At 69.9% G+C, this 17,678-nt stretch carries 14 protein-coding genes; 8 read left to right on the top strand and 6 right to left on the bottom strand.

Annotated elements, in window-relative coordinates:
• Both QQK25_RS19635 and QQK25_RS19640 read right to left on the bottom strand, forming a co-directional pair.
• Window positions 1-558, bottom strand: a 558-nt coding sequence (locus QQK25_RS19635) for an HAD family hydrolase (RefSeq protein WP_284189478.1), incomplete at its 3' end; no start/stop codon positions are given.
• Window positions 555-1,523 carry a prenyltransferase gene (locus tag QQK25_RS19640; protein ID WP_284189479.1) on the bottom strand — a complete coding sequence of 323 codons (969 nt, stop codon included), beginning with the start codon at window positions 1,521-1,523 and terminating at the stop codon, window positions 555-557. The genes QQK25_RS19640 and QQK25_RS19635, both read right to left, overlap by 4 nt.
• A gap of 138 nt (window positions 1,524-1,661) precedes the next feature.
• Between QQK25_RS19640 and QQK25_RS19645 the strand changes: the two genes are divergently transcribed.
• Both QQK25_RS19645 and QQK25_RS19650 read left to right on the top strand, forming a co-directional pair.
• Window positions 1,662-4,082, top strand: a complete 2,421-nt coding sequence (locus QQK25_RS19645; RefSeq protein WP_284189480.1) for a hypothetical protein — start codon at window positions 1,662-1,664, stop codon at window positions 4,080-4,082.
• A 28-nt stretch (window positions 4,083-4,110) separates the two neighbouring features.
• The gene (locus tag QQK25_RS19650; protein WP_284189481.1) at window positions 4,111-5,286 is read left to right on the top strand and encodes a right-handed parallel beta-helix repeat-containing protein; all 1,176 of its coding nucleotides are present in this window, start codon (window positions 4,111-4,113) and stop codon (window positions 5,284-5,286) included.
• Window positions 5,287-5,292: 6 nt separating this feature from the next.
• On the opposite strand, the gene QQK25_RS19655 is transcribed toward QQK25_RS19650, so the two are convergent.
• Complete coding sequence (locus tag QQK25_RS19655) at window positions 5,293-5,898, bottom strand: TetR family transcriptional regulator (protein WP_284189482.1); 606 nt, start codon at window positions 5,896-5,898, stop codon at window positions 5,293-5,295.
• Between the two features lie 108 nt (window positions 5,899-6,006).
• Between QQK25_RS19655 and QQK25_RS19660 the strand changes: the two genes are divergently transcribed.
• Genes QQK25_RS19660 through QQK25_RS19670 form a run of 3 tightly spaced genes read left to right on the top strand, consistent with a single transcriptional unit; the run spans window position 6,007 to window position 11,760 of the window.
• Window positions 6,007-7,221 carry an efflux RND transporter periplasmic adaptor subunit gene (locus QQK25_RS19660; protein ID WP_284189483.1) on the top strand — a complete coding sequence of 405 codons (1,215 nt, stop codon included), beginning with the start codon at window positions 6,007-6,009 and terminating at the stop codon, window positions 7,219-7,221.
• A gap of 13 nt (window positions 7,222-7,234) precedes the next feature.
• Complete coding sequence (locus QQK25_RS19665) at window positions 7,235-10,354, top strand: efflux RND transporter permease subunit (protein ID WP_284189484.1); 3,120 nt, start codon at window positions 7,235-7,237, stop codon at window positions 10,352-10,354.
• The gene (locus QQK25_RS19670) at window positions 10,354-11,760 is read left to right on the top strand and encodes an efflux transporter outer membrane subunit (RefSeq protein WP_284189485.1); all 1,407 of its coding nucleotides are present in this window, start codon (window positions 10,354-10,356) and stop codon (window positions 11,758-11,760) included. Before QQK25_RS19665 ends, QQK25_RS19670 begins: the two co-directional genes overlap by 1 nt.
• A 73-nt stretch (window positions 11,761-11,833) precedes the next feature.
• Here the strand turns inward: QQK25_RS19670 and QQK25_RS19675 are convergent, their stop codons facing one another.
• Complete coding sequence (locus QQK25_RS19675) at window positions 11,834-12,460, bottom strand: LysE family translocator (protein WP_284189486.1); 627 nt, start codon at window positions 12,458-12,460, stop codon at window positions 11,834-11,836.
• A gap of 131 nt (window positions 12,461-12,591) precedes the next feature.
• Between QQK25_RS19675 and QQK25_RS19680 the strand changes: the two genes are divergently transcribed.
• From QQK25_RS19680 to QQK25_RS19690, 3 genes are all read left to right on the top strand, one after another.
• Window positions 12,592-13,053: an Lrp/AsnC family transcriptional regulator gene (locus tag QQK25_RS19680; protein WP_284189487.1), complete on the top strand. Its 462-nt coding sequence runs from the start codon at window positions 12,592-12,594 to the stop codon at window positions 13,051-13,053.
• A gap of 132 nt (window positions 13,054-13,185) precedes the next feature.
• Window positions 13,186-13,665, top strand: a complete 480-nt coding sequence (locus tag QQK25_RS19685; protein ID WP_284189488.1) for a hypothetical protein — start codon at window positions 13,186-13,188, stop codon at window positions 13,663-13,665.
• A gap of 115 nt (window positions 13,666-13,780) precedes the next feature.
• Entirely contained in the window at window positions 13,781-14,776 is a 996-nt protein-coding gene (locus QQK25_RS19690; protein ID WP_284189489.1) for an extracellular catalytic domain type 1 short-chain-length polyhydroxyalkanoate depolymerase, read from the top strand.
• A 10-nt stretch (window positions 14,777-14,786) separates the two neighbouring features.
• Here the strand turns inward: QQK25_RS19690 and QQK25_RS19695 are convergent, their stop codons facing one another.
• The gene (locus QQK25_RS19695; protein WP_284189490.1) at window positions 14,787-16,763 is read right to left on the bottom strand and encodes a sensor histidine kinase; all 1,977 of its coding nucleotides are present in this window, start codon (window positions 16,761-16,763) and stop codon (window positions 14,787-14,789) included.
• A 182-nt stretch (window positions 16,764-16,945) separates the two neighbouring features.
• Window positions 16,946-17,678, bottom strand: a 733-nt coding sequence (locus QQK25_RS19700; RefSeq protein WP_284189491.1) for a LysR substrate-binding domain-containing protein, incomplete at its 5' end; no start/stop codon positions are given.

Below are 17,678 nucleotides of genomic sequence, written 5' to 3' on the forward strand. Positions count from 1 at the left end.
CAGGGCGCCGCGCACGCCGGCGTTGGAATCTTCCAGCACCAGGCAGTGCTCGACCGGCACGCCCAGCCGCGCGGCGGCGGCGAGGAAGATGTCCGGCGCCGGCTTGCCGCGCTCGACCTCGTCGCCGCACACCATGCCGTGCACCCGTGGCAGCAGGCCGACGGCGGCGAGCTTGGGTTCGGCCCGGGAGCGGCGGGTGGAGGTGGCCACCACGCGGCCCAGGGCCAGGCGGTCGAGCTGGTCGAAGAGCTCGGCGGCGCCGCCTTTCACCGGGATGCGGCCTTCAAGGATGGCGGTCTCGTAGATCCGCCCGAAGGCCTCGTACAGCGCCGCGGTGGGGTAGTCGTCGCCCAGGTGGCGGCGGATCACCAGCGGGCCGTCGTGGGCGTTGAGGCCGACCATCGCGAGGCCCACCTCGTAGCGCCATTCCAGGCCCAGCTCGGCGGCGGCCGCGGCGACGGTGGCCAGCGCCACCCGCTCGCTGTCGAGGAGCAGGCCGTCCATGTCGAAGATCACGCCGCGGATGTCGGCCGAGGCGAAGGGCAGGGTAAAGCTCATTGGACGGCTCCCGGCCAGCGTCCGAAGGCCAGCGTCGCGGCGAGGACGAGGCCGTGCAGGTTGGCGGCGGCGATGGTCAGCTTGATGGCCGGGGCGAGTTCGGCGGGTTCGTCGGCGTGGGCGAGCAGGTGGCGGGCGGCGCGGAACGAGAGGATCAGCGTCAGCGCCGCGGCGGCCGCGCCCTGGGGCAGCTGGTCGCGGCCGACCATCAGCACCAGCCAGCCGTAGGCGACGATCAGCGTGCCCAGAAACATCCACTTGGCGCTGTGCGGCCCGAGCCGGACGACCAGCGTGCGCTTGCCGGCGGCGGCGTCGCCGCGCAGGTCGGGGAACTCGTTGATGAACAGGATCGCCGCCACCAGCAGGGCGTAGGAGAGCCCGGCCTTGAAGGGCGCCAGCGCAAACCCGCCGCGCTGGACGAAGTCGGTGCCGATCACCACGATCAGCCAGCCGGCGGCCACGGCGAGCTCGCCGAGCCCGCGGGACACCAGCGCCAGCGGCGGCGCGGTGTAGGCCCAGCCGAGGGTGAGTCCGGCAAGGCCGATGAGGATCAGCCCCGGCCCGGCATGCCACGCCAGCCACAGCCCGGCGGGCACCACGGCGGCCATCAGCGCCCAGCCCAGGCGGCCGGTTTCGGCTTCGGAGAGCACGCCGTTCTGGATGAAGCGGCTGCCGCCGGTGAAGGGAAACACGCGCTCGGTGTTGGCCGCGTCGGCGCCGCTTCGGGCGTCGTAGAAATCGTTGAGCACGTTGATGCCGGCGTGGGCGACCAGCGCGAAGCACACCGTGAGCAGCGCCTTGCCGGTGTCGATGACCACGCCGCTGCCGTGGGCCACCGCCAGCCCGATGAGGCAGGCGAACAGCGTCACCCCCAGAAAGGCCGGACGCGTCGCCAGCAGGCAGGCCACGAGGGGCCGGGCGCGCAGTGCGGGCGTGGGTTCGGCGGGGGCGGGGGAGGCGGACATCGGCGGGCGGGCGTGACGGAATGCGCAATCCTGCGATGCGCCGTGACACCGGTCAAGGGTGGACGCGATCGCGGGCGTCCGCCCTTCATTCGAATCGGTTAGCATCCTTGGCTGACTTCGTCCCCCGCGCTGCCGATCTTGACCGCCACCGCCCACTCCTCTGCCGCCCTTTACCGCTCCGGCCCCGGTGCCCGCCTGTATGGCGGCCTGGTGCTCGTGCTCGCCATCGTCGCCCTGTCGGCGTGGTTCGCGCCCTATCCCCTCGACCGGGCGGTGGCCGGTGCGCTGCTGGGCGCCTACGGGCTGGCGCTGGTGATCCGCCCGGCCCTGTGGCTGGTGCTGCTGCCGGCCCTGTGGCCGGTGGTGGATCTGGCGCCGTGGGGGGGGCACATCCACTTCACCGAGAGCGATGCGCTGGCCCTCGTCACCCTGGCGGCCCTCGGGCTGCGGGAGGCCTTCGCCCCGCCCGTGCCGACCCTCGCCGGGCGGGCGCCCATCAAGCTGCGGGCCGGCGCCCTGGGGGTGTTTGGCCTGCTGGCAGCGAGCGTGGCCATCGCCGGCCTGCGCGGCGGACTGCCGCTCCCGGCGCTGGATGCGGGCGCGCTGATCGGCTACAACACCACGGTCAATGCGCTGCGGGTGGGCAAGGGTTTTCTGCTGGCGTTTGCGCTGATCCCCTTCCTGCAGCTGGCGGTGCGGAGGGATGGCGATGTGGCGCTGGATCGCCTGACCCTGGGCCTCACCCTCGGCTTTGCCGCCTGCGCCTTCGCCGCGCTGTGGGAGCGGGTGGCCTTTCCCGGCCTCACCAATTTCGCGTCGGATTACCGCACCTCGGCCCTGTTCTGGGAGATGCACGTGGGCGGCGCGGCGCTGGACGCGTGGCTGATGCTGAGCTTCCCGTTTGCGGTGCTGAGCTTCCGGCGCGCCCACGGCGTGGTGGGTCGGGCAATGGCGCTGGTGGTGGTCGGGGTGGGCATCTACGCGATGTTCACCACCTTCTCGCGGATCGTTTATGGCGCGCTGTTCGTGTCGATGGCGGTGCTCGGTGTGGCCAGCCTGCGTCGGCCGGCGGCGCATCAGCCGGCGGATCGCCCGCGGCGCCATCCGGCGGTGCTGGCCGCGCTGGTGGGCGTGGTGTTGGCGGGCGGAATGCTGACCTTCCCCGAAGGCGGCTACCGGGCGCTGCTGGCCTTCACCGGCCTGGCCCTGCTGGTCTGGCCGGCAGGGGCGGCGCTCGCGGGGATGCGGGTTGGCGGTTTCGTGCTCGGGCTGGTGGGCGGCCTGGAGCTGGCGGCGGACTGTGCGGCGGCAGCGTTGGCCCTGCCGAAGGGCGTCTATCTGGCCTACGCCGGCCTGTGGGCGCTGGCGGCGCTGCTCATCGCGCTGCGTGGCCGCGGGCTACGGGTGGGCGGGGCCGTGGTGCTGGCGCTGCTGGTCGGGTTGGCCCTGGCGACGGTGCTGATCAGCGCCTTCTGGAGCGAGCCGACGCGTTTCATGGGCAGCCTGGGGGGCGCGCTGCTGGTGATCGCCGTGCTGGCCCGCCAGGCCCTCGGCCGCACGCCCCTGTGGCAGCCGCGCCGGCACGATCTGCAGGGCCTGCTTGTTGTGCTGGTGGCTGGCGGCATGGTGGTCACCACCCTCGGCGGTTATTACATGGGCGCCCGGCTGTCCAACACCGGCTTCGACGCCGGCACCCGCTTCCAGCACACCACCCGCAGCCTGGGGCTGGTGGAGGGGCCGCTCGATGCGCTGGTCGGGCTGGGCCTGGGGCGCTATCCCGAGGCGTATTTCTGGAAGGTGGCCGACCCCGCCACGCCGGGCTCGCTGGCGCTCATCAACGATGCCAATGGCCGCGCGATGCGGCTGGCCGGGCCGCGCCAGGGGCGCAGCATCGACGAGGTGGTGCTGCTCACCCAGCGCCTGCCGGTGGATACCGTCACGCCGCTGCACCTGCGCTTCAAGGCCCGCAGCGAGGTGGATACCCAGATGATCGTGCAGGTGTGCCGCAAGCACCTGCTCTACGCCAGCCCCTGCGCCACCGCGCTGGTGCGCCTGTCCGGCGGCAAGGGCTGGATCACCGTCGACAGCCAGCTCAACGACCCGGGCCTCGCATCGGTGGGCGGCCTGCCGCGCACCACGGTGCTGACCTTCGGCACCACCTCGCCCACGCCCATCGACCTGGACGACATCGAACTCACCGACGCCCAGCTGCGGCCGCTGGTGGCCAACGGCGGCTTCGAGCAGGGCGGCGCCCACTGGTTCTTCAGCTCCGACCGTGACCACCTGCCCTGGCACGGCAAGAACCTCTTCGTGCACACCTTCGTGGAGCAGGGCGTGCTAGGCGCCGCGGCGGTGCTGCTGATCCTCGTCGGCGGGCTGCGGCACCTCGCCCGCGCGCCCACCCGTCTGCAGGCCCATGCGCCCACGTTGCTGGCGGCGCTGGTGGGGCTGGCGACGGTGGGCATGGTGGACAGCCTGCTCGACATGCCGCGGATCACCGTTTTCCTGCTGCTGCTCGCCTGGCTGGCCCTCAACCTGCGCCAGCCGCCGGCGCGCTGATCGTCTTTCCCGACCGTTGCCCATCGCCATGAACGTCCGAACCGCGCTCCTCGCCATCCTGCTGTCGGCGCCGGCCCTGCCGGCCGCCGCAGCGACCATCCTCGTCGGGCCGGGCGAATCCGTCACCCGCATCGCCGACGCGGCGCGCATCGCCAAGGATGGCGACACCGTGCTGATCCGCCCCGGCACCTACAAGGGTGACGTGGCGGTGTGGGCCCAGAAATCCCTGACCATCCGCGGCTTCGGCGGTCGCCCGGTGCTGGACGCCGACGGCCGTGACGCCGACGGCAAGGGCATCTGGGTGTTCGTCAATGGCAACTACAAGGTCGAGAACATCGAGTTCCGCGGCGCCCGGGTGGCCGACGGCAACGGTGCCGGCATCCGCTTCGAGCACGGCAGCCTGGAGGTTCGCGACTGCGTCTTCGAGGACAACCAGAACGGCCTCATCACCGCCAACTTCGACACCGCCGAGCTGCGCATCTACAACAGCAGCTTCAGCCGCGCGCCCCGCGAGCCGGGGCGGCTGCACCACCTGCTCTATGTGGGGCACATCAAGTCCTTCGTGCTGGAGGGCAGCCGCTTTCATCAGGGCTACCAGGGGCATCTGGTCAAGAGCCGGGCCGGGCGCAACGAGATCCGCCACAACCTGCTGGTGGATGGCCCCGGCGGCATGGCATCGTACGAGCTGGAGTTTCCGGAAGGCGGGGTGGCGGTGGTGGTGGGCAACGTGATCGCCCAGAGCGCCGACAGCCCCAACCCGATCGTCGTGGCCTACGGCGCCGAGGGCAGCCGCTGGGCCGAGAATCGCCTGCTGATGGCCCACAACACGCTGATCAACGCGGGCTGGCGGCCGGCGTGGTTTGCCCGGGCGTGGTCCGACAAGCTGCCGCCGGACACCCAGATCGTCACCCGCAACAACCTCACGGTGGGGCTGGGGGGCTTCAGCGTGTCGCTGCCTGGTGATCATCGGGGCAACTTCCCGCTGCCCGGCGGGGCGATCGAGCCTGAATCGCTGGATTTCACGCCGCCGGCCATCCTGCGCGGGCGGGTCGATAAACCCGACGGCCCGCTGGGCGAACTGCTCACGCCCCGGGCCGAGTTTGCGCTGCCCATCGGCACCCAGCCGCTCGCGCCGCCCGCCAGTTGGGCGCCGGGGGCCTTCCAGAGCCACGGGATGGTGACCCGCCAGCCGGCGGTCCGCTGACCGGCCTCAGGCCCGGCGCAGGGCCACGTGCTGGGTGATGAAGCGCTCGGCGTCGGTACGGAAGCGCTCGTCGGGCGTGCTGGAAATCCAGTGCTTGATCAGCCCGCCCACGAACAGGAAGGTGTCGTAGGCGAGCATCTCCGGATCAACCGGCAGGCGCAGCTGGCCCTTGGCGGCGGCCCGGCGGTAGGCGTCGGTGAGCATCCCCAGGAAATCCATCTGCCCGGCGGTGCAGCCCTTCATCGAGCTGAACTCGCCCACGTATTCGCACTTGAACGCGAGGATCTCGAAGGTCTCGCGGGTCTGGGCCTGATCCACCAGGATGCGGATGATCTCCTGCAGGGCGTGCTCGATGCCGCCGAGCGGGTCGTTGGCCTCGGCGTCGAACACCACCCGGTCGAGAAAAGGCAGCACTGCATCCTCGCGCATCGCGAAGAACAGATCGGTCTTGTTCTTGAAGTGCCAGTACACCGCGCCGCGGGTCACCCCGGCGGCGGCGGCGATCTTTTCGAGGCTGGTGCTGCCCACCCCGCATTCCAGAAAGACCCGGCGGGCGGCCTCGATGATCTGGCGGCGCGTCGCTTCGGCTTCTTCCTTGGTCTTACGAACCATATTGCATTAATCCCGTCGTAGAATGATGTTGAGAGCTATTTACATACATTCGTGTTTGTATAAAACTATGCCCCAATACAAACCAGAAATCCAGCCCTGGAGTTGATCTTGAGCGCTAACCCCCGCCCCCAGCAGCCCCTTTCGTCCCGCCTCGCCTTGCCGGCCCTGGCGGTTTCCCTTGTACTGCTCAGCGCCTGTTCCGGCAAGGAACAAGGTGCCGGTGGCCCGCCTGCCGGCGGCATGCCGCCGATGCCGGTGACCGCCGTCGAGATGCAGCCCACCCGCGCCGAGACCAGCGTCGAGGCCGTCGCCCAGACCGAAGGCGCGCGGGAAGTGGAAGTGCGCGCCCGGGTTGGCGGCATCCTCATGAAGCGCGTCTATGAAGAAGGCGCCACCGTGAAGGCCGGCCAGACCCTCTTCCAGATCGACCGCGAACCCCTCGATGTGGCCGTGGCCCAGGCCAGGGCCCAGCTGGCCGAAGCCAAGGCCAAGGTCGAGCAGACCCAGCGCGAGGCCGCCCGCCTCAAGGCGCTGCTCGCCCAGCAGGCCATCAGCCAGCGCGAATACGACACCGCCACCTCCGACAACAGCGTGGCCCAGGCGGCGGTGCAGGCCGCCCAGGCCGCCCTGCGTCAGGCCGAGCTCAATCTTTCGTACGCCAACGTCACCGCGCCGGTGTCCGGCGTGACCGGCCGCGCCCAGGTGTCGGAAGGTACGCTGGTCGCCAGCGGCGCCGGCACCCTGCTGACCACCATCGTCCAGGTGAACCCGATCTGGGTGCGCTTCTCGGTGTCCGACACCGAACTCGCCAACGCTTCGCCGGATGGCCGTTTCAACCCCAAGGCGATCCGTGGCGTCGAGCTCGTGCTGCCCGACGGCAGCACTTACGCCCAGCGCGGCCGGCTCAACTTTGCCGCCAGCCAGATCGACCCGAAGCTCGGCACGCTGCAGTTCCGCGGCGAGTTTCCCAACCCGGACGGCAAGCTGCTGCCGGGCCAGTTCGTCAAGGCGCGCCTGATCACCGGCGAGCGCGAGGGCGTGTTCAAGGTGCCCCAGGCGGCGGTGATGCAGACCGATGGCGGCCCGGTGGTGATGACCGTCGGCCCCGAGAACAAGGTCGCCCCGCGTCCGGTCAAGACCGGCCAGTGGAGCGGCAAGGAGTGGGTCATCCTGGGTGGCCTGAAGGCCGGCGACAAGGTGATCGTGGACAACCTCATCAAGCTCCGTCCGGGCGCCACCGTGGCCCCGCACGGGCCGGGCGAAGGCCCGGGGGCCGGCGGCAAGCCGGGCGCTGCCCCGGCCGCTGCGCCGGCCAAGGGTTGAGGGAGCGCCATCCATGTCACGCTTCTTCATCAGTCGCCCGATCTTCGCATCGGTCATCTCGATCGTCATCGTGATCGCGGGCCTCATGGCCTCGCTCACGCTGCCGGTCGCCCAGTACCCTGAAATCACCCCGCCGACGGTGATCATCACCGCCAGCTTCCCCGGCGCCAACGCCGAAACCCTGTCCAAGACCGTCGCAGCGCCCATCGAGGAGCAGCTGTCGGGCGTGGAAGGGCTGATCTACTACAACTCCACCAGCAACTCGGCGGGGGTGGTCACCATCACCGCCACCTTCGAGGTGGGCACCAACCCCGACAACGCGCTGATCGCCGTCAATAACCGGGTCAAGGTGGCCGAGCCGCGCCTGCCCGACGACGTGCGGCGTACCGGCGTGCTGGTGCAGAAGCGCTCCAACAACATCCTGATGTTCGCGGCGCTGCGCTCCCCCGAAGGCACCCACGACGCGCTGTTCCTCTCCAACTACGTGAACACCAACGTGGTCGAGGAGATCCGCCGGATCCCCGGCGTGGGCGACGCCCAGCAGTTCGACCCGATCTACGCCATGCGCCTGTGGCTCAAGCCCGACGTGATGGCCAAGCTCGGTGTCACCACCTCCGAGGTGGCCGCCGCGATCCGGGTGCAGAACACCCAGAACGCCGCCGGCAAGATCGGTGCCGAGCCGATGGTCAATGGCCAGCAGCTCACCTACACCGTCACCGCCAAGGGCCGTCTGCTCACCACCGAGGAGTTCGGCAACATCATCCTGCGGGCCGACGGCCCCAACGGGGTGGTGCGCGTGCGTGATGTGGCGCGCATCGAACTGGGCGCCGACAGCTACGACCGCAGCACCACCGTCAATGGCGCGCCGGTGTCCGGCATGGGCATCTACCTGCAGTCCGGCGCCAACGCCCTCAACACCGCCAAGCTGGTGCGGGCGCGCCTCGACGAGATGCAGAAGCGCTTCCCGAAGGGCGTCGAGTACATCATCCCCTACGACACCACCCGCTTCATCCAGGAATCCGCCAAGGAAGTGCTGAAGACCCTCGGCGAGGCGGTGATCCTCGTGATCGCGGTGGTCTATCTCTTCCTGCAGAACTGGCGCGCCACGCTGATCCCGATCATCGCGGTGCCGGTGTCGCTGATCGGCACCTTTGCCGGCATGTGGCTGTTCGGCTTCTCGATCAATACCCTCACGCTCTTCGCGATGGTGCTGGCGATCGGCATCGTGGTGGATGACGCCATCGTCGTGCTCGAAAACGTCGAGCGCCTGATGAACGAGCAGAAGCTCTCGCCCAAGGACGCCGCCATCGAAGCGATGCGCGAAGTCTCGGGCGCGGTGATCGCCATCGTGCTGGTGCTGTGCGCGGTGTTCGTGCCGGTGGCCTTCCTGGGCGGCATCGCCGGCGTGCTGTACAAGCAGTTTGCCGTCACCGTGGCGGTCGCGGTGGTGATCTCCGGCATCGTCGCGCTGACCCTCACCCCGGCCCTGTGCGCCCTGCTGCTCAAGCCGACCCACGAGGAGAAGCCGCTGTTCAAGCCCTTCAACCGGCTGTTCGAGCGCTTCACCAACAGCTACACCGGCACCGTCAGCCTCACCTTGCGCCACGGCATCATCGGCACCCTGGTGTTCCTGCTGACCATCGGCGCCGCGGCCTTCCTGCTGCGCACCGTTCCGGGCAGCTTCGTGCCGGCCGAAGACCAGGGCTACCTGTTCGGCTTCGTCACCCTCACCGATGGTGCCTCGGCCCAGCGCACCAACGTCGCCACCGACCAGATGCGCCAGCGCATCGCCTCGGACGACATCGAGAACATCTTCTTCGTGAAGGGCGTGGACTTCATCACCGGCAACAACCGGCCCAGCGTCGCCACCACCTTCATCATCTTCAAGCCGTGGGAGGAGCGCACCGTCACCACCGAGCAGATGGCCGGCAAGTTCATGGGCCTCGGCATGAGCCTGCCCGACGGCATGGGGCTGGTGTTCAACCCGCCGCCCATCCAGGGCCTCGGCACCGCCGGCGGCTTCGAGGTGTACCTGCAGAACCGTGCCGACGGCGATGCCCGCAATCTGGCGGCAGTCACCGGCCAGTTCGTCGAAGCCCTCAAGAAGCGTCCGGAACTTGCCGGCATCAACAGCTTCTTCCGGGTCAGCGCGCCGCAGCTGTACGTCGAGGTGGACGAGCCCAAGGCCATGTCGATGGGCATCTCGCTGGATTCCATCTACGCCACCCTGCAGGCCACCACCGGCACGCTGTACGTCAATGACTTCAACCGCGGCGGCAAGACCTACAAGGTCCAGCTGCAGGCCGAGTCGGCCTACCGCTCGAAGCCGGAAGACATCCTGAAGTCCTACGTCAAGACGGCCGGGGGGTCGATGGTGCCGCTCTCTGCGGTGGCCACCGTCAAGACCATCACCGGCCCCGAGATGATCGAGCGCTTCAACGGCTTCGTCGCCGCCAAGGTGATGGGCGGCGCGGCGCCGGGTTACAGCTCGGGCGACGCCATCAAGGCCGTCGAGGAAGTCTCCGCCGAAGTGCTGCCGGAAGGCTATCGCACCGAATGGGTCGGCCAGGCCTTCCAGGAGAAGCGCACCGGCAACGCCTCGGTGATCGCCTTCACCTTCGGCATCGTGATGGTCTTCCTGATCCTCGCCGCCCAGTACGAGAAGTGGTCCCTGCCGCTGGCGGTGATCATGGCGGTGCCCTTCGCCATGTTCGGCGCCCTGCTGGCCGTGCTCCTGCGCGGCATGCCCAACGACATCTACTTCCAGATCGGTCTGGTGGTGCTGGTGGGGCTGGCGGCCAAGAACGCGATCCTGATCGTCGAGTTCGCGGCCCAGAAGCAGGCCGAAGGCATGGGCATCGTCGAGGCGGCGGTCGAGGCGGCCCGGCTGCGCTTCCGTCCCATCGTGATGACCTCGCTGGCCTTCGTGCTGGGCGTGCTGCCGCTGGCCATCTCCACCGGCGCCGGCGCGGCCGCCCGCCGCTCGATGGGCACCGGCGTGGTCGGCGGGATGCTCGCCGCCACCTTCATCGCCACCATCTTTGTGCCCCTGTTCTTCAAGTGGTTGAGCCGCGGCAAGGTCCGTCACCCGGCCGGCGATCTGCCCCACGCCCACACCGAGGAGGTGAAGTAATGTTCCGCACCCTTCCCGCCCTCCTGGCGCTGTCCGTGGCCGGCGCGCTCGCCGGCTGCGCCATCGGCCCCGACTACGCCCGTCCCGACGCCCGGCTCCAGCTGCCGGATCAATACGCCGCGGCGCCGCTCTCCGCCGCGCCGGCCGTGGCCAGCAACTGGTGGACGCTCTTCGGCGATGCCACCCTCGACGAGCTCGTCCGCCAGGCCCTGGCCAGCAGCCCCGACGCCCTGATCGCCGCGGCCCGCATCGAGGAAGCCGACGCCGTGCTGCGTCAGGTGGACGCAGCCCTGCTGCCCCAGGTGGATGGCAGCGTCGCCGGCACCCGCAACCGGATCAGCCAGACCACCGCCACGCCCATCCCGTCCACCGCGCCGATCACCCGCAGCAACGTGCGCATGGCCCTGTCCACCTCCTTCGAGCTGGACGTGTGGGGCAAGCTCCGGCGCGCCTCCGAGGCCGCCCGCGCCCAGGCCCTGGGTACCCGCTACGCCAGCGACACGGTGTCCCTGAGCCTCGCCGCGTCGGTGGCCCAGGCCTACCTCAGCCTGCGCGCGCTGGACGCCCAGATCCTGGTCAATACCGATTCGGTCACCGCCCAGGCCAGGAGCGCCCAGCTCACCCGCACCCGCTTCGAAGGCGGCATCGCCTCGCAGCTCGATGTGCAGCAGGCCGAAGGCCAGCTCGCCACCTACACGGCGGCCCAGGTCCAGCTCGAGAAGAACCGCGCCCTGGCCGAGAACCTCATCGGCCTGCTGGTCGGCCAGCCCGGGCTCAAGCTGGCCCCGGCCGACCTGCGCCGCCTGCCGGTGCCGGCGGTGCCGCCCGCCGGCCTGCCGTCGGCGCTGCTCGAAGGCCGCCCGGACGTGCGCAAGGCCGAGACCGACCTGATCGCCGCCAACGCCAAGATCGGCGTCGCCAAGGCCGCGCTGTTCCCGAGCATCACCCTCACCGGCAACTTCGGCCGCGAGAGCAAGGATCTGTCCCAGCTGTTCAGCGCCCCGTCGGCCATCTGGTCCCTCGGCGCCGGCATCACCCAGCCCATCTTCGAGGGCGGCCGGTTGCGCGCCCAGGTGGATCAGGTGACGGCCCAGCAGACCCAGACCCTCGAAACCTACCGCAAGACGGTGCAGACCGCCTTCCGCGAGGTGAACGACGCGCTGGTCACCGTGCGCCAGAACGCCGAAGCCGAAGACGCCTATGGCAAGGCCATGACCGCCGCCCAGCGTGCCCTCAAGCTCGCCCAGGCCCGCTACGACGGCGGCTACTCGCCCTACCTCGAAGTGCTCACCGCCCAGCGCACCGCCAACGACGCCACCCTCGCCTGGGTGCAGAACCGTCAGGCGCGCCTCAGCGCCTCGGTGGATCTCTTCAAGGCCCTGGGCGGAGGCTGGAAGGGCAGCTGATCGCCCACCGGGTTTCCGTCAGGCATCACGCCGGGGCCGTTCCGCAAGGATCGGCCCCGGTTCTTTTGTGCCGCTAGCCCTCGCGTATCGCCAGCCGGATCGCGGCCAGCCCGAAAACCGTGGCAAAGCCCAGCCGCTGCACTCGCGCCGCGCGCGGAGATTCCGCCAGCAACGCCGCCAGCCGCCCGGCCAGCAGCACGTAGCACAGGTCGAACGCAAAGCCGATGCCAACCAGCACGATCCCCAGCACCAGATACTGCGCCGCCAGACCGCCCTGGTCCCGATGGACGAACTGGGGCAGCAGCAGCGCGCAGAACATCAGCGCCTTGGGGTTGAGCAGGTTGGTCAGCACGCCCCGCCGGGCGGCGTCCCAGGCCGGGGCCCGGCCGGCTTCGCGCCGGAGCTCCAGCTGGTCGGACGACATCGCCACCTTCCACGCCAGCCACAGCAGATAGCCCGCACCCACCCAGCGGACCGCGGCGAACAGCGCGGGGTGGGCGGCGAGCAGGGCCACCAGCCCGGCGCCGGCGACGGTCACGTGGATCGACCGGGAGACGGCCAGCCCGCCCGCTGCCGCCAGCCCGTGACGGGTGCCACCCGACATCGCGGCGGACATTGCCAGCGCCATGTCCGGCCCGGGCAGGAGATACACCGCCACCAGGGCCGCGACGAACAGGGTCAGATCGGTGACGCCGGGCATCGGGATTCCTCGCAAGAAAGAGGCTGCATCTTGCCGCCGCAAGGCCGAAAAAGGATTGCTATTTCTTGCGCCATCGGCACGTTGATGGGTAGAAAATTGCCTTCATTGACAACATCGAAGAAGAAAATTTCATGGATGCCCTCGACAGCACCGATATCGCCATCCTGCGCGCACTGCAGCAGGATGGCCGGCTCACCAACGCGCGCCTCGCCGAGCAGGTGGCGCTCTCCGAAACCCCATGCTGGCGGCGCCTCAAGCGCCTGGAAGCGGACGGCTACATCAGCGCCTACCGGGCAGACCTGAATCGCCGCAAGCTGGGCCTTGGGGTGGTCGCCTTTGTGCAGGTGACCCTGGGCGATCACGCCGGCGATGCGCCGCTACAGTTCGAGCAGCGTGTGGCGGCGATGCCTGAAGTGCTGTTCTGTCACAACGTGACCGGAGAATGCGACTACCTGCTGCAGATCGTCGCGGCGGATCTCGACGCCTACGGCGCGTTCGTCCGCGACACCCTGCGGGGCCTGCCGGGAGTCAGCGCGATCCGCTCCAACCTCTCGCTGCGGGAGATCAAGGCCGGCCACGCCCTGCCGCTCTGAGGGGGCGTCTTCGGCCCGTTCCGGGTTGGGGAGTGTTAATGCCTTTAGATTATTGGTAATATAAAGGCATATTTCGGATGTTTCCATTTGCTCGCCTACCGGCAAGCCCACTCCCCCATCCCGCTCCGTCCCATGCCGCTCCGGTCCCATCACGTCGTCGCAGTCGTTGCCGCCTCGCAGTTCCTGGCCAGTTTCGCCCCCGCCCAATCCCTGCCGTCGCCGTCCCGCACGGTCTTCAAGTGCGACGAAGGGGGGCGGGTGGTCTATTCCGACGTGCCCTGCATGGGCGCCACCAAGGTGGATGTGGAGCCGACCCGCGGGGTCAGCAAGCTGTCGGGCAAGGAGCGGATCGGCAACGACGTGCGCCGGGAGGTGTTCCAGGAGCAGATGGCCGACGCGCTCAAGCCCATCAGCGGGATGAACGCGAAGCAGTACGATACCTTCGGCCGTCGGCTGAAGCTCTCGTCGGAGGCCCAGCGGGAATGTCGCCAGCTCGACAGCCAGCTTCCTGCGCTGGAGCAGAGCGAGCGGCAGGCCACAGGGGGCGACCGGGCGGCGGTACAGCAGCGCCTGTTCGGGCTGCGCAGCCGCTTCCGGGATCTGGGCTGCTGAGGGCGCCGACGCCCTCCGTTCGGCTGCTTCGGCGCCGCGCCGCGTTGATCGCCGGGCACAGTGGGTTGAATTTCTGGCATCTTGGCGGCGGTCACCCATGCCATGAGGACACGCCGTGAAACGCCGCCTCCGCCCCTTTTTTCTTGCCGCCCTGTGCGCGGCATCGGCCGCCGCCCTCGCCCAGGACGCCGAGCGGCCTGGCCTGCGTGAACGCATTCGCGAACGCCTCGAGCAGCGCCGGGCCGAGCCCGCACCTGCACCCCTCGCCCATACGCTGGCCCACGATGGGCTGCAGCGCCAATACCTGATGTACGTTCCGCCCGGCCTCGACCCGCGCCGGCCGGTGCCGCTGGTGCTGGCCTTCCACGGCGGCGGCGGAAACGCCGGGCTGATGGCCGACGACGCCCGTTACGGGTGGGTCGGCAAGGCCCGGCGGGAGGGCTTCGTGGTGGTGTTTCCCAATGGTTTCAGCCGGCTGCCCGGCGGCAACTTTGCCACCTGGAACGCCGGCGCCTGCTGCGGCGACGCGCGGGACCGCAACATCGACGACGTGGGTTTTGCCCGCGCAGTGGTGGCCGACGTGCGCAGGCAGATGGCCATCGATCCGGCGCGTGTCTTCGCCACCGGCATGTCCAACGGCGGCATGCTGAGCCACCGGCTGGCCTGCGACGCGGCCGACCTGTTCCGCGCCGTGGCCTCGGTGGCCGGCACCGACGCCACCCCGAGCTGCAACCCGTCGCGCCCGATATCGGTGCTGCACATCCACGCCCGCGACGACGACCACGTGCTGTTTGGCGGTGGCGCCGGCCAGGGCGCCTTCCGCGATGCCAGCAAGGTGACGGATTTCGTCTCGGTGCCCGAGACCATCGCCCGCTGGGTGAAGCGCGACCAGTGCGGGCCGGCGGCGCAGCGCACCTTCGATGTGCCCGGCGCTTACTGCGAGGCCCACGCCGCCTGTCGCGACGGGGTGAGCGTGCAGCTGTGCGTCACCGAAACCGGCGGCCACAGCTGGCCCGGCGCCGACACCGTGCGCCGGGGCAAGGCGCCGGCATCCCAGGCGCTGGACGCGACGGATGTGATCTGGCGCTTCTTCCGGGACGCGAGCCGCTGACGCCGCCGGTTCAGGCCGGAAGCGTCAGCGTGAAGCGGGTCTGCCCGTTGGCGTGACGGCTGGCGAGGTGCCCGCCGTGGGCGGCGGCCACATGGGATGCCAGCGCCAGCCCGATGCCGAAGCCGCCTTTCTCGCGGCCCTCGCCCTGGGTGCGCTGGAAGACCTTGAAGGCCCGCTCGCCGAGCTCCGGCGGCAGGCCCGGCCCGTCGTTGATCACGTGGTAGCTGATCGACTGCGGGCCCGGTTCGATCTCCAGGCGGATCGGTGACTGCTCGAAGGCGTACTTGGCGGCGTTGTCGAGGAGGTTGGACAGGGCGAGGGTGACCAGCTCGGCGTCCATCGAGATCGGGCCGAGGGGCGCCGCCGGCGGGGCGTACTCGAAGTGGCGGGCTGCGTGGAGCTGGCGCTGCGCCTGGAGCGCATCCTGCGCCGGCTGCTCGGGCTGGCCGGTGGCAAGACAGGGTTTGAAGTCGGTCTGGGAGAGGTTCTGGAGGTCGAGGTGACGGTCCACCAGGTCGCCCAGACGCCGGGCAGCCTGATTCAGTCGTTCGATCCGCGCGTCGTGTTCGGTGCCCGCGAGGCTGCGCCGCAGGTTGGTGAGGCCGGTGTAGAGCACGCCCAGCGGGTTGCGCAGCTCGTGGGCGACGAAGGCAAAGAAGGTCGCCTGCTCACCGCGCAGGCGTTCTTCCTGGCTGGTCAGCTTGCGCTGGCTTTCCGCTTCGTTCTCGGCCGACTGCCGCTTCGCCGCCTGTTCACGCAGCTCGGTCAGAACGCCGAAGTGCAGGAACAGGGCGTATTCGAGCACCGCCGGGGCGGTGGGCTCGAAGTTGATGTTCCACGAGATCAGCCCCAGCACGCGGCTGATGCCGATCAGCATCGGGACGGCGTAGCCGGTGTAGGCGAGCAGGATCCATCGCGCGTAGGTGTGGCCCTGACGCAGGCTCTTCAGCGCCGCGGTGGCGCCGATCACCACGAACACGATCTGCGAGGTGCGGACCCACGGCATGACGTACACACTGAGCTCGAACAGCGTGCTGAGGCTGGCGAGGGCGGTGGCGCCGGCGAGATAGGGCAGCAGGCGGTCGAACCACGGGAAGTGCTCCTTCAGGCGCAGCGGCCGGCGCGCCGTCAGCATCGCCGCGGCGTAGAACAGGTAGATCGAGGTGTTCAGCACCGCGTGGGCAACCCAGTCGCTGTCAGGGAACAGATACTGGCCGACCAGCCCGTAGCCGGACAGGACGGCCAGCAGAACGATCAGCGTGAAGCCCGCAAAACCAAGGTAGACCCGCTGGCCGGTCCACAGGCCATTGGCCAGATGGGTCATCAGCATCGCCAGCAGGATGCCGACCATCGCGCCGATCAGCAGCAGATCCTTCTGGGCCTGGATGCGGAAGGCCCTGGGCGTGCCGGCGGTGATGGCGGTGGACATCGTCGAGCTGGTCACGACCCGGAAGTAGAAGACGCCGGGCTCGGCGTTGCGCAGGCTGACCGGAAAGACGATCGTCCGATAGGGCAGCTCGCGCTTGCTGACGGGGTAGCGGTCGCCCGCGCGGGATTCGTGCCAGTTGCCGGCCTCGCCGCGCCGGGAATACAGGCGCACGTCGTCGACGTAGGGGCCGCGGAACTCCAGCCACCACTCGGGGGTGGCTTCCGGTGCGCGCCGGATGCACACCTTCAGCCACACGGCGTCGGTCGTGAAGCCCAGCGACAGCCCGCCCTTGAGCGGCGTGAAGCCTTGCGTGCCGTCCGGCGACGACACATCGTCGATCGTGAGCTGGCGGCCCGGGTCGCGGAGGATCGACATCTCCGCCACATCGAGGACGCGGTCGCCTTCGGCATCGGTGAGCGGCGCCGACTCAAGGCCGCAGGCCGCACTGGCCGTGGCGCAGAACACGAGCAGCAGCCACAGGGCGCAGCAGACGATTGCCCCATGGATCGCACGCCGCGCGTCGGGCAGCCGGCAGGCACCGCGTGGATCACAGGACATGGGGGAGTTTTCTCCAGCCCCACCGGGGCATCGGGACGCAAGGTTCGAAGCAGCACCGATGGTACGGTACGCGCATCCGCCCGGGGCAGGGACAAGGTCACCTATTCCGGCCGCTGCCTGGAGATTTCTTTTCAATGTGTTACGTCGCGCACGCCGCAGGGCGGGGGGCGATGGGGCGCCCGTCAGTCTGCGCCGCACACCCCGCGCACGATGCCGCGCAGCCAGCGGTGCGCCGGGTCGCCGTCGAGGCGCGGGTGCCACAGCATCGACACGGTGATCTCCGGCACGGGCACCGGCAGCGCAAAGCTGAACAGCCCGGCGCGCAGCAGCCCGGTGTGGCGCTCGGGCACGCTGGCGATCAGGTCGGTGCTGCGCACCAGCGCCAGCGCCGTCGAAAAGCCACCCACGGTGGTGGCCACCTGACGCTCCAGCCCGACGGCCTTGAGCGCCTCATCCACCGGCCCGCGATCCACGCCCTGGCGCGCCACCAGCACGTGGCGGCCGGCGGCGTAGCGGGCGGGGGTGATCTCCCGCTGGCACAGCAGGTGCCCTTCGCGCACCACGCCGATGAAGCGGTCGCGGAACAGCGCCTGCACCCGCAGCTCCGGCGCCGTGCCCTTGCCGATCACCCCGGTTTCCAGATCCACCAGGCCCTCGCGCAGCGGGGTGCTGTCCTTGTCCGGCTTGGGCAGGAAGCGCAGGCGCACCCCCGGCGCCTCGGCCCCGACGCGGGCGATGAGCGCCGCGCCGAAGTTCTCCACGAAGCCCTCGCTGGTACGCAGCACGAAGCTGCGCGCGAGCCGCGCCGGATCGAGGGCCTCGACCGGGCGCAGCACGGCCTGGGCGTCCTGCACCAGCTGGCTGACCTGATCGCGCAGCGCGATGGCCCGGGGCGTGGGCACCAGGCCGCGGCCG

The organism is Zoogloea oryzae (genome assembly GCF_030161255.1).
Lineage (GTDB): Bacteria > Pseudomonadota > Gammaproteobacteria > Burkholderiales > Rhodocyclaceae > Zoogloea > Zoogloea oryzae.

Coding starts and splice junctions, on each gene's coding strand:
- QQK25_RS19640 (WP_284189479.1), bottom strand. CDS start 1,523: ATGTCCGCCTCCCCCGCCCCCGCCGAACCCACGCCCGCACTGCGCGCC.
- QQK25_RS19650 (WP_284189481.1), top strand. CDS start 4,111: ATGAACGTCCGAACCGCGCTCCTCGCCATCCTGCTGTCGGCGCCGGCC.
- QQK25_RS19655 (WP_284189482.1), bottom strand. CDS start 5,898: ATGGTTCGTAAGACCAAGGAAGAAGCCGAAGCGACGCGCCGCCAGATC.
- QQK25_RS19665 (WP_284189484.1), top strand. CDS start 7,235: ATGTCACGCTTCTTCATCAGTCGCCCGATCTTCGCATCGGTCATCTCG.
- QQK25_RS19670 (WP_284189485.1), top strand. CDS start 10,354: ATGTTCCGCACCCTTCCCGCCCTCCTGGCGCTGTCCGTGGCCGGCGCG.
- QQK25_RS19675 (WP_284189486.1), bottom strand. CDS start 12,460: ATGCCCGGCGTCACCGATCTGACCCTGTTCGTCGCGGCCCTGGTGGCG.
- QQK25_RS19680 (WP_284189487.1), top strand. CDS start 12,592: ATGGATGCCCTCGACAGCACCGATATCGCCATCCTGCGCGCACTGCAG.
- QQK25_RS19685 (WP_284189488.1), top strand. CDS start 13,186: ATGCCGCTCCGGTCCCATCACGTCGTCGCAGTCGTTGCCGCCTCGCAG.
- QQK25_RS19695 (WP_284189490.1), bottom strand. CDS start 16,763: ATGTCCTGTGATCCACGCGGTGCCTGCCGGCTGCCCGACGCGCGGCGT.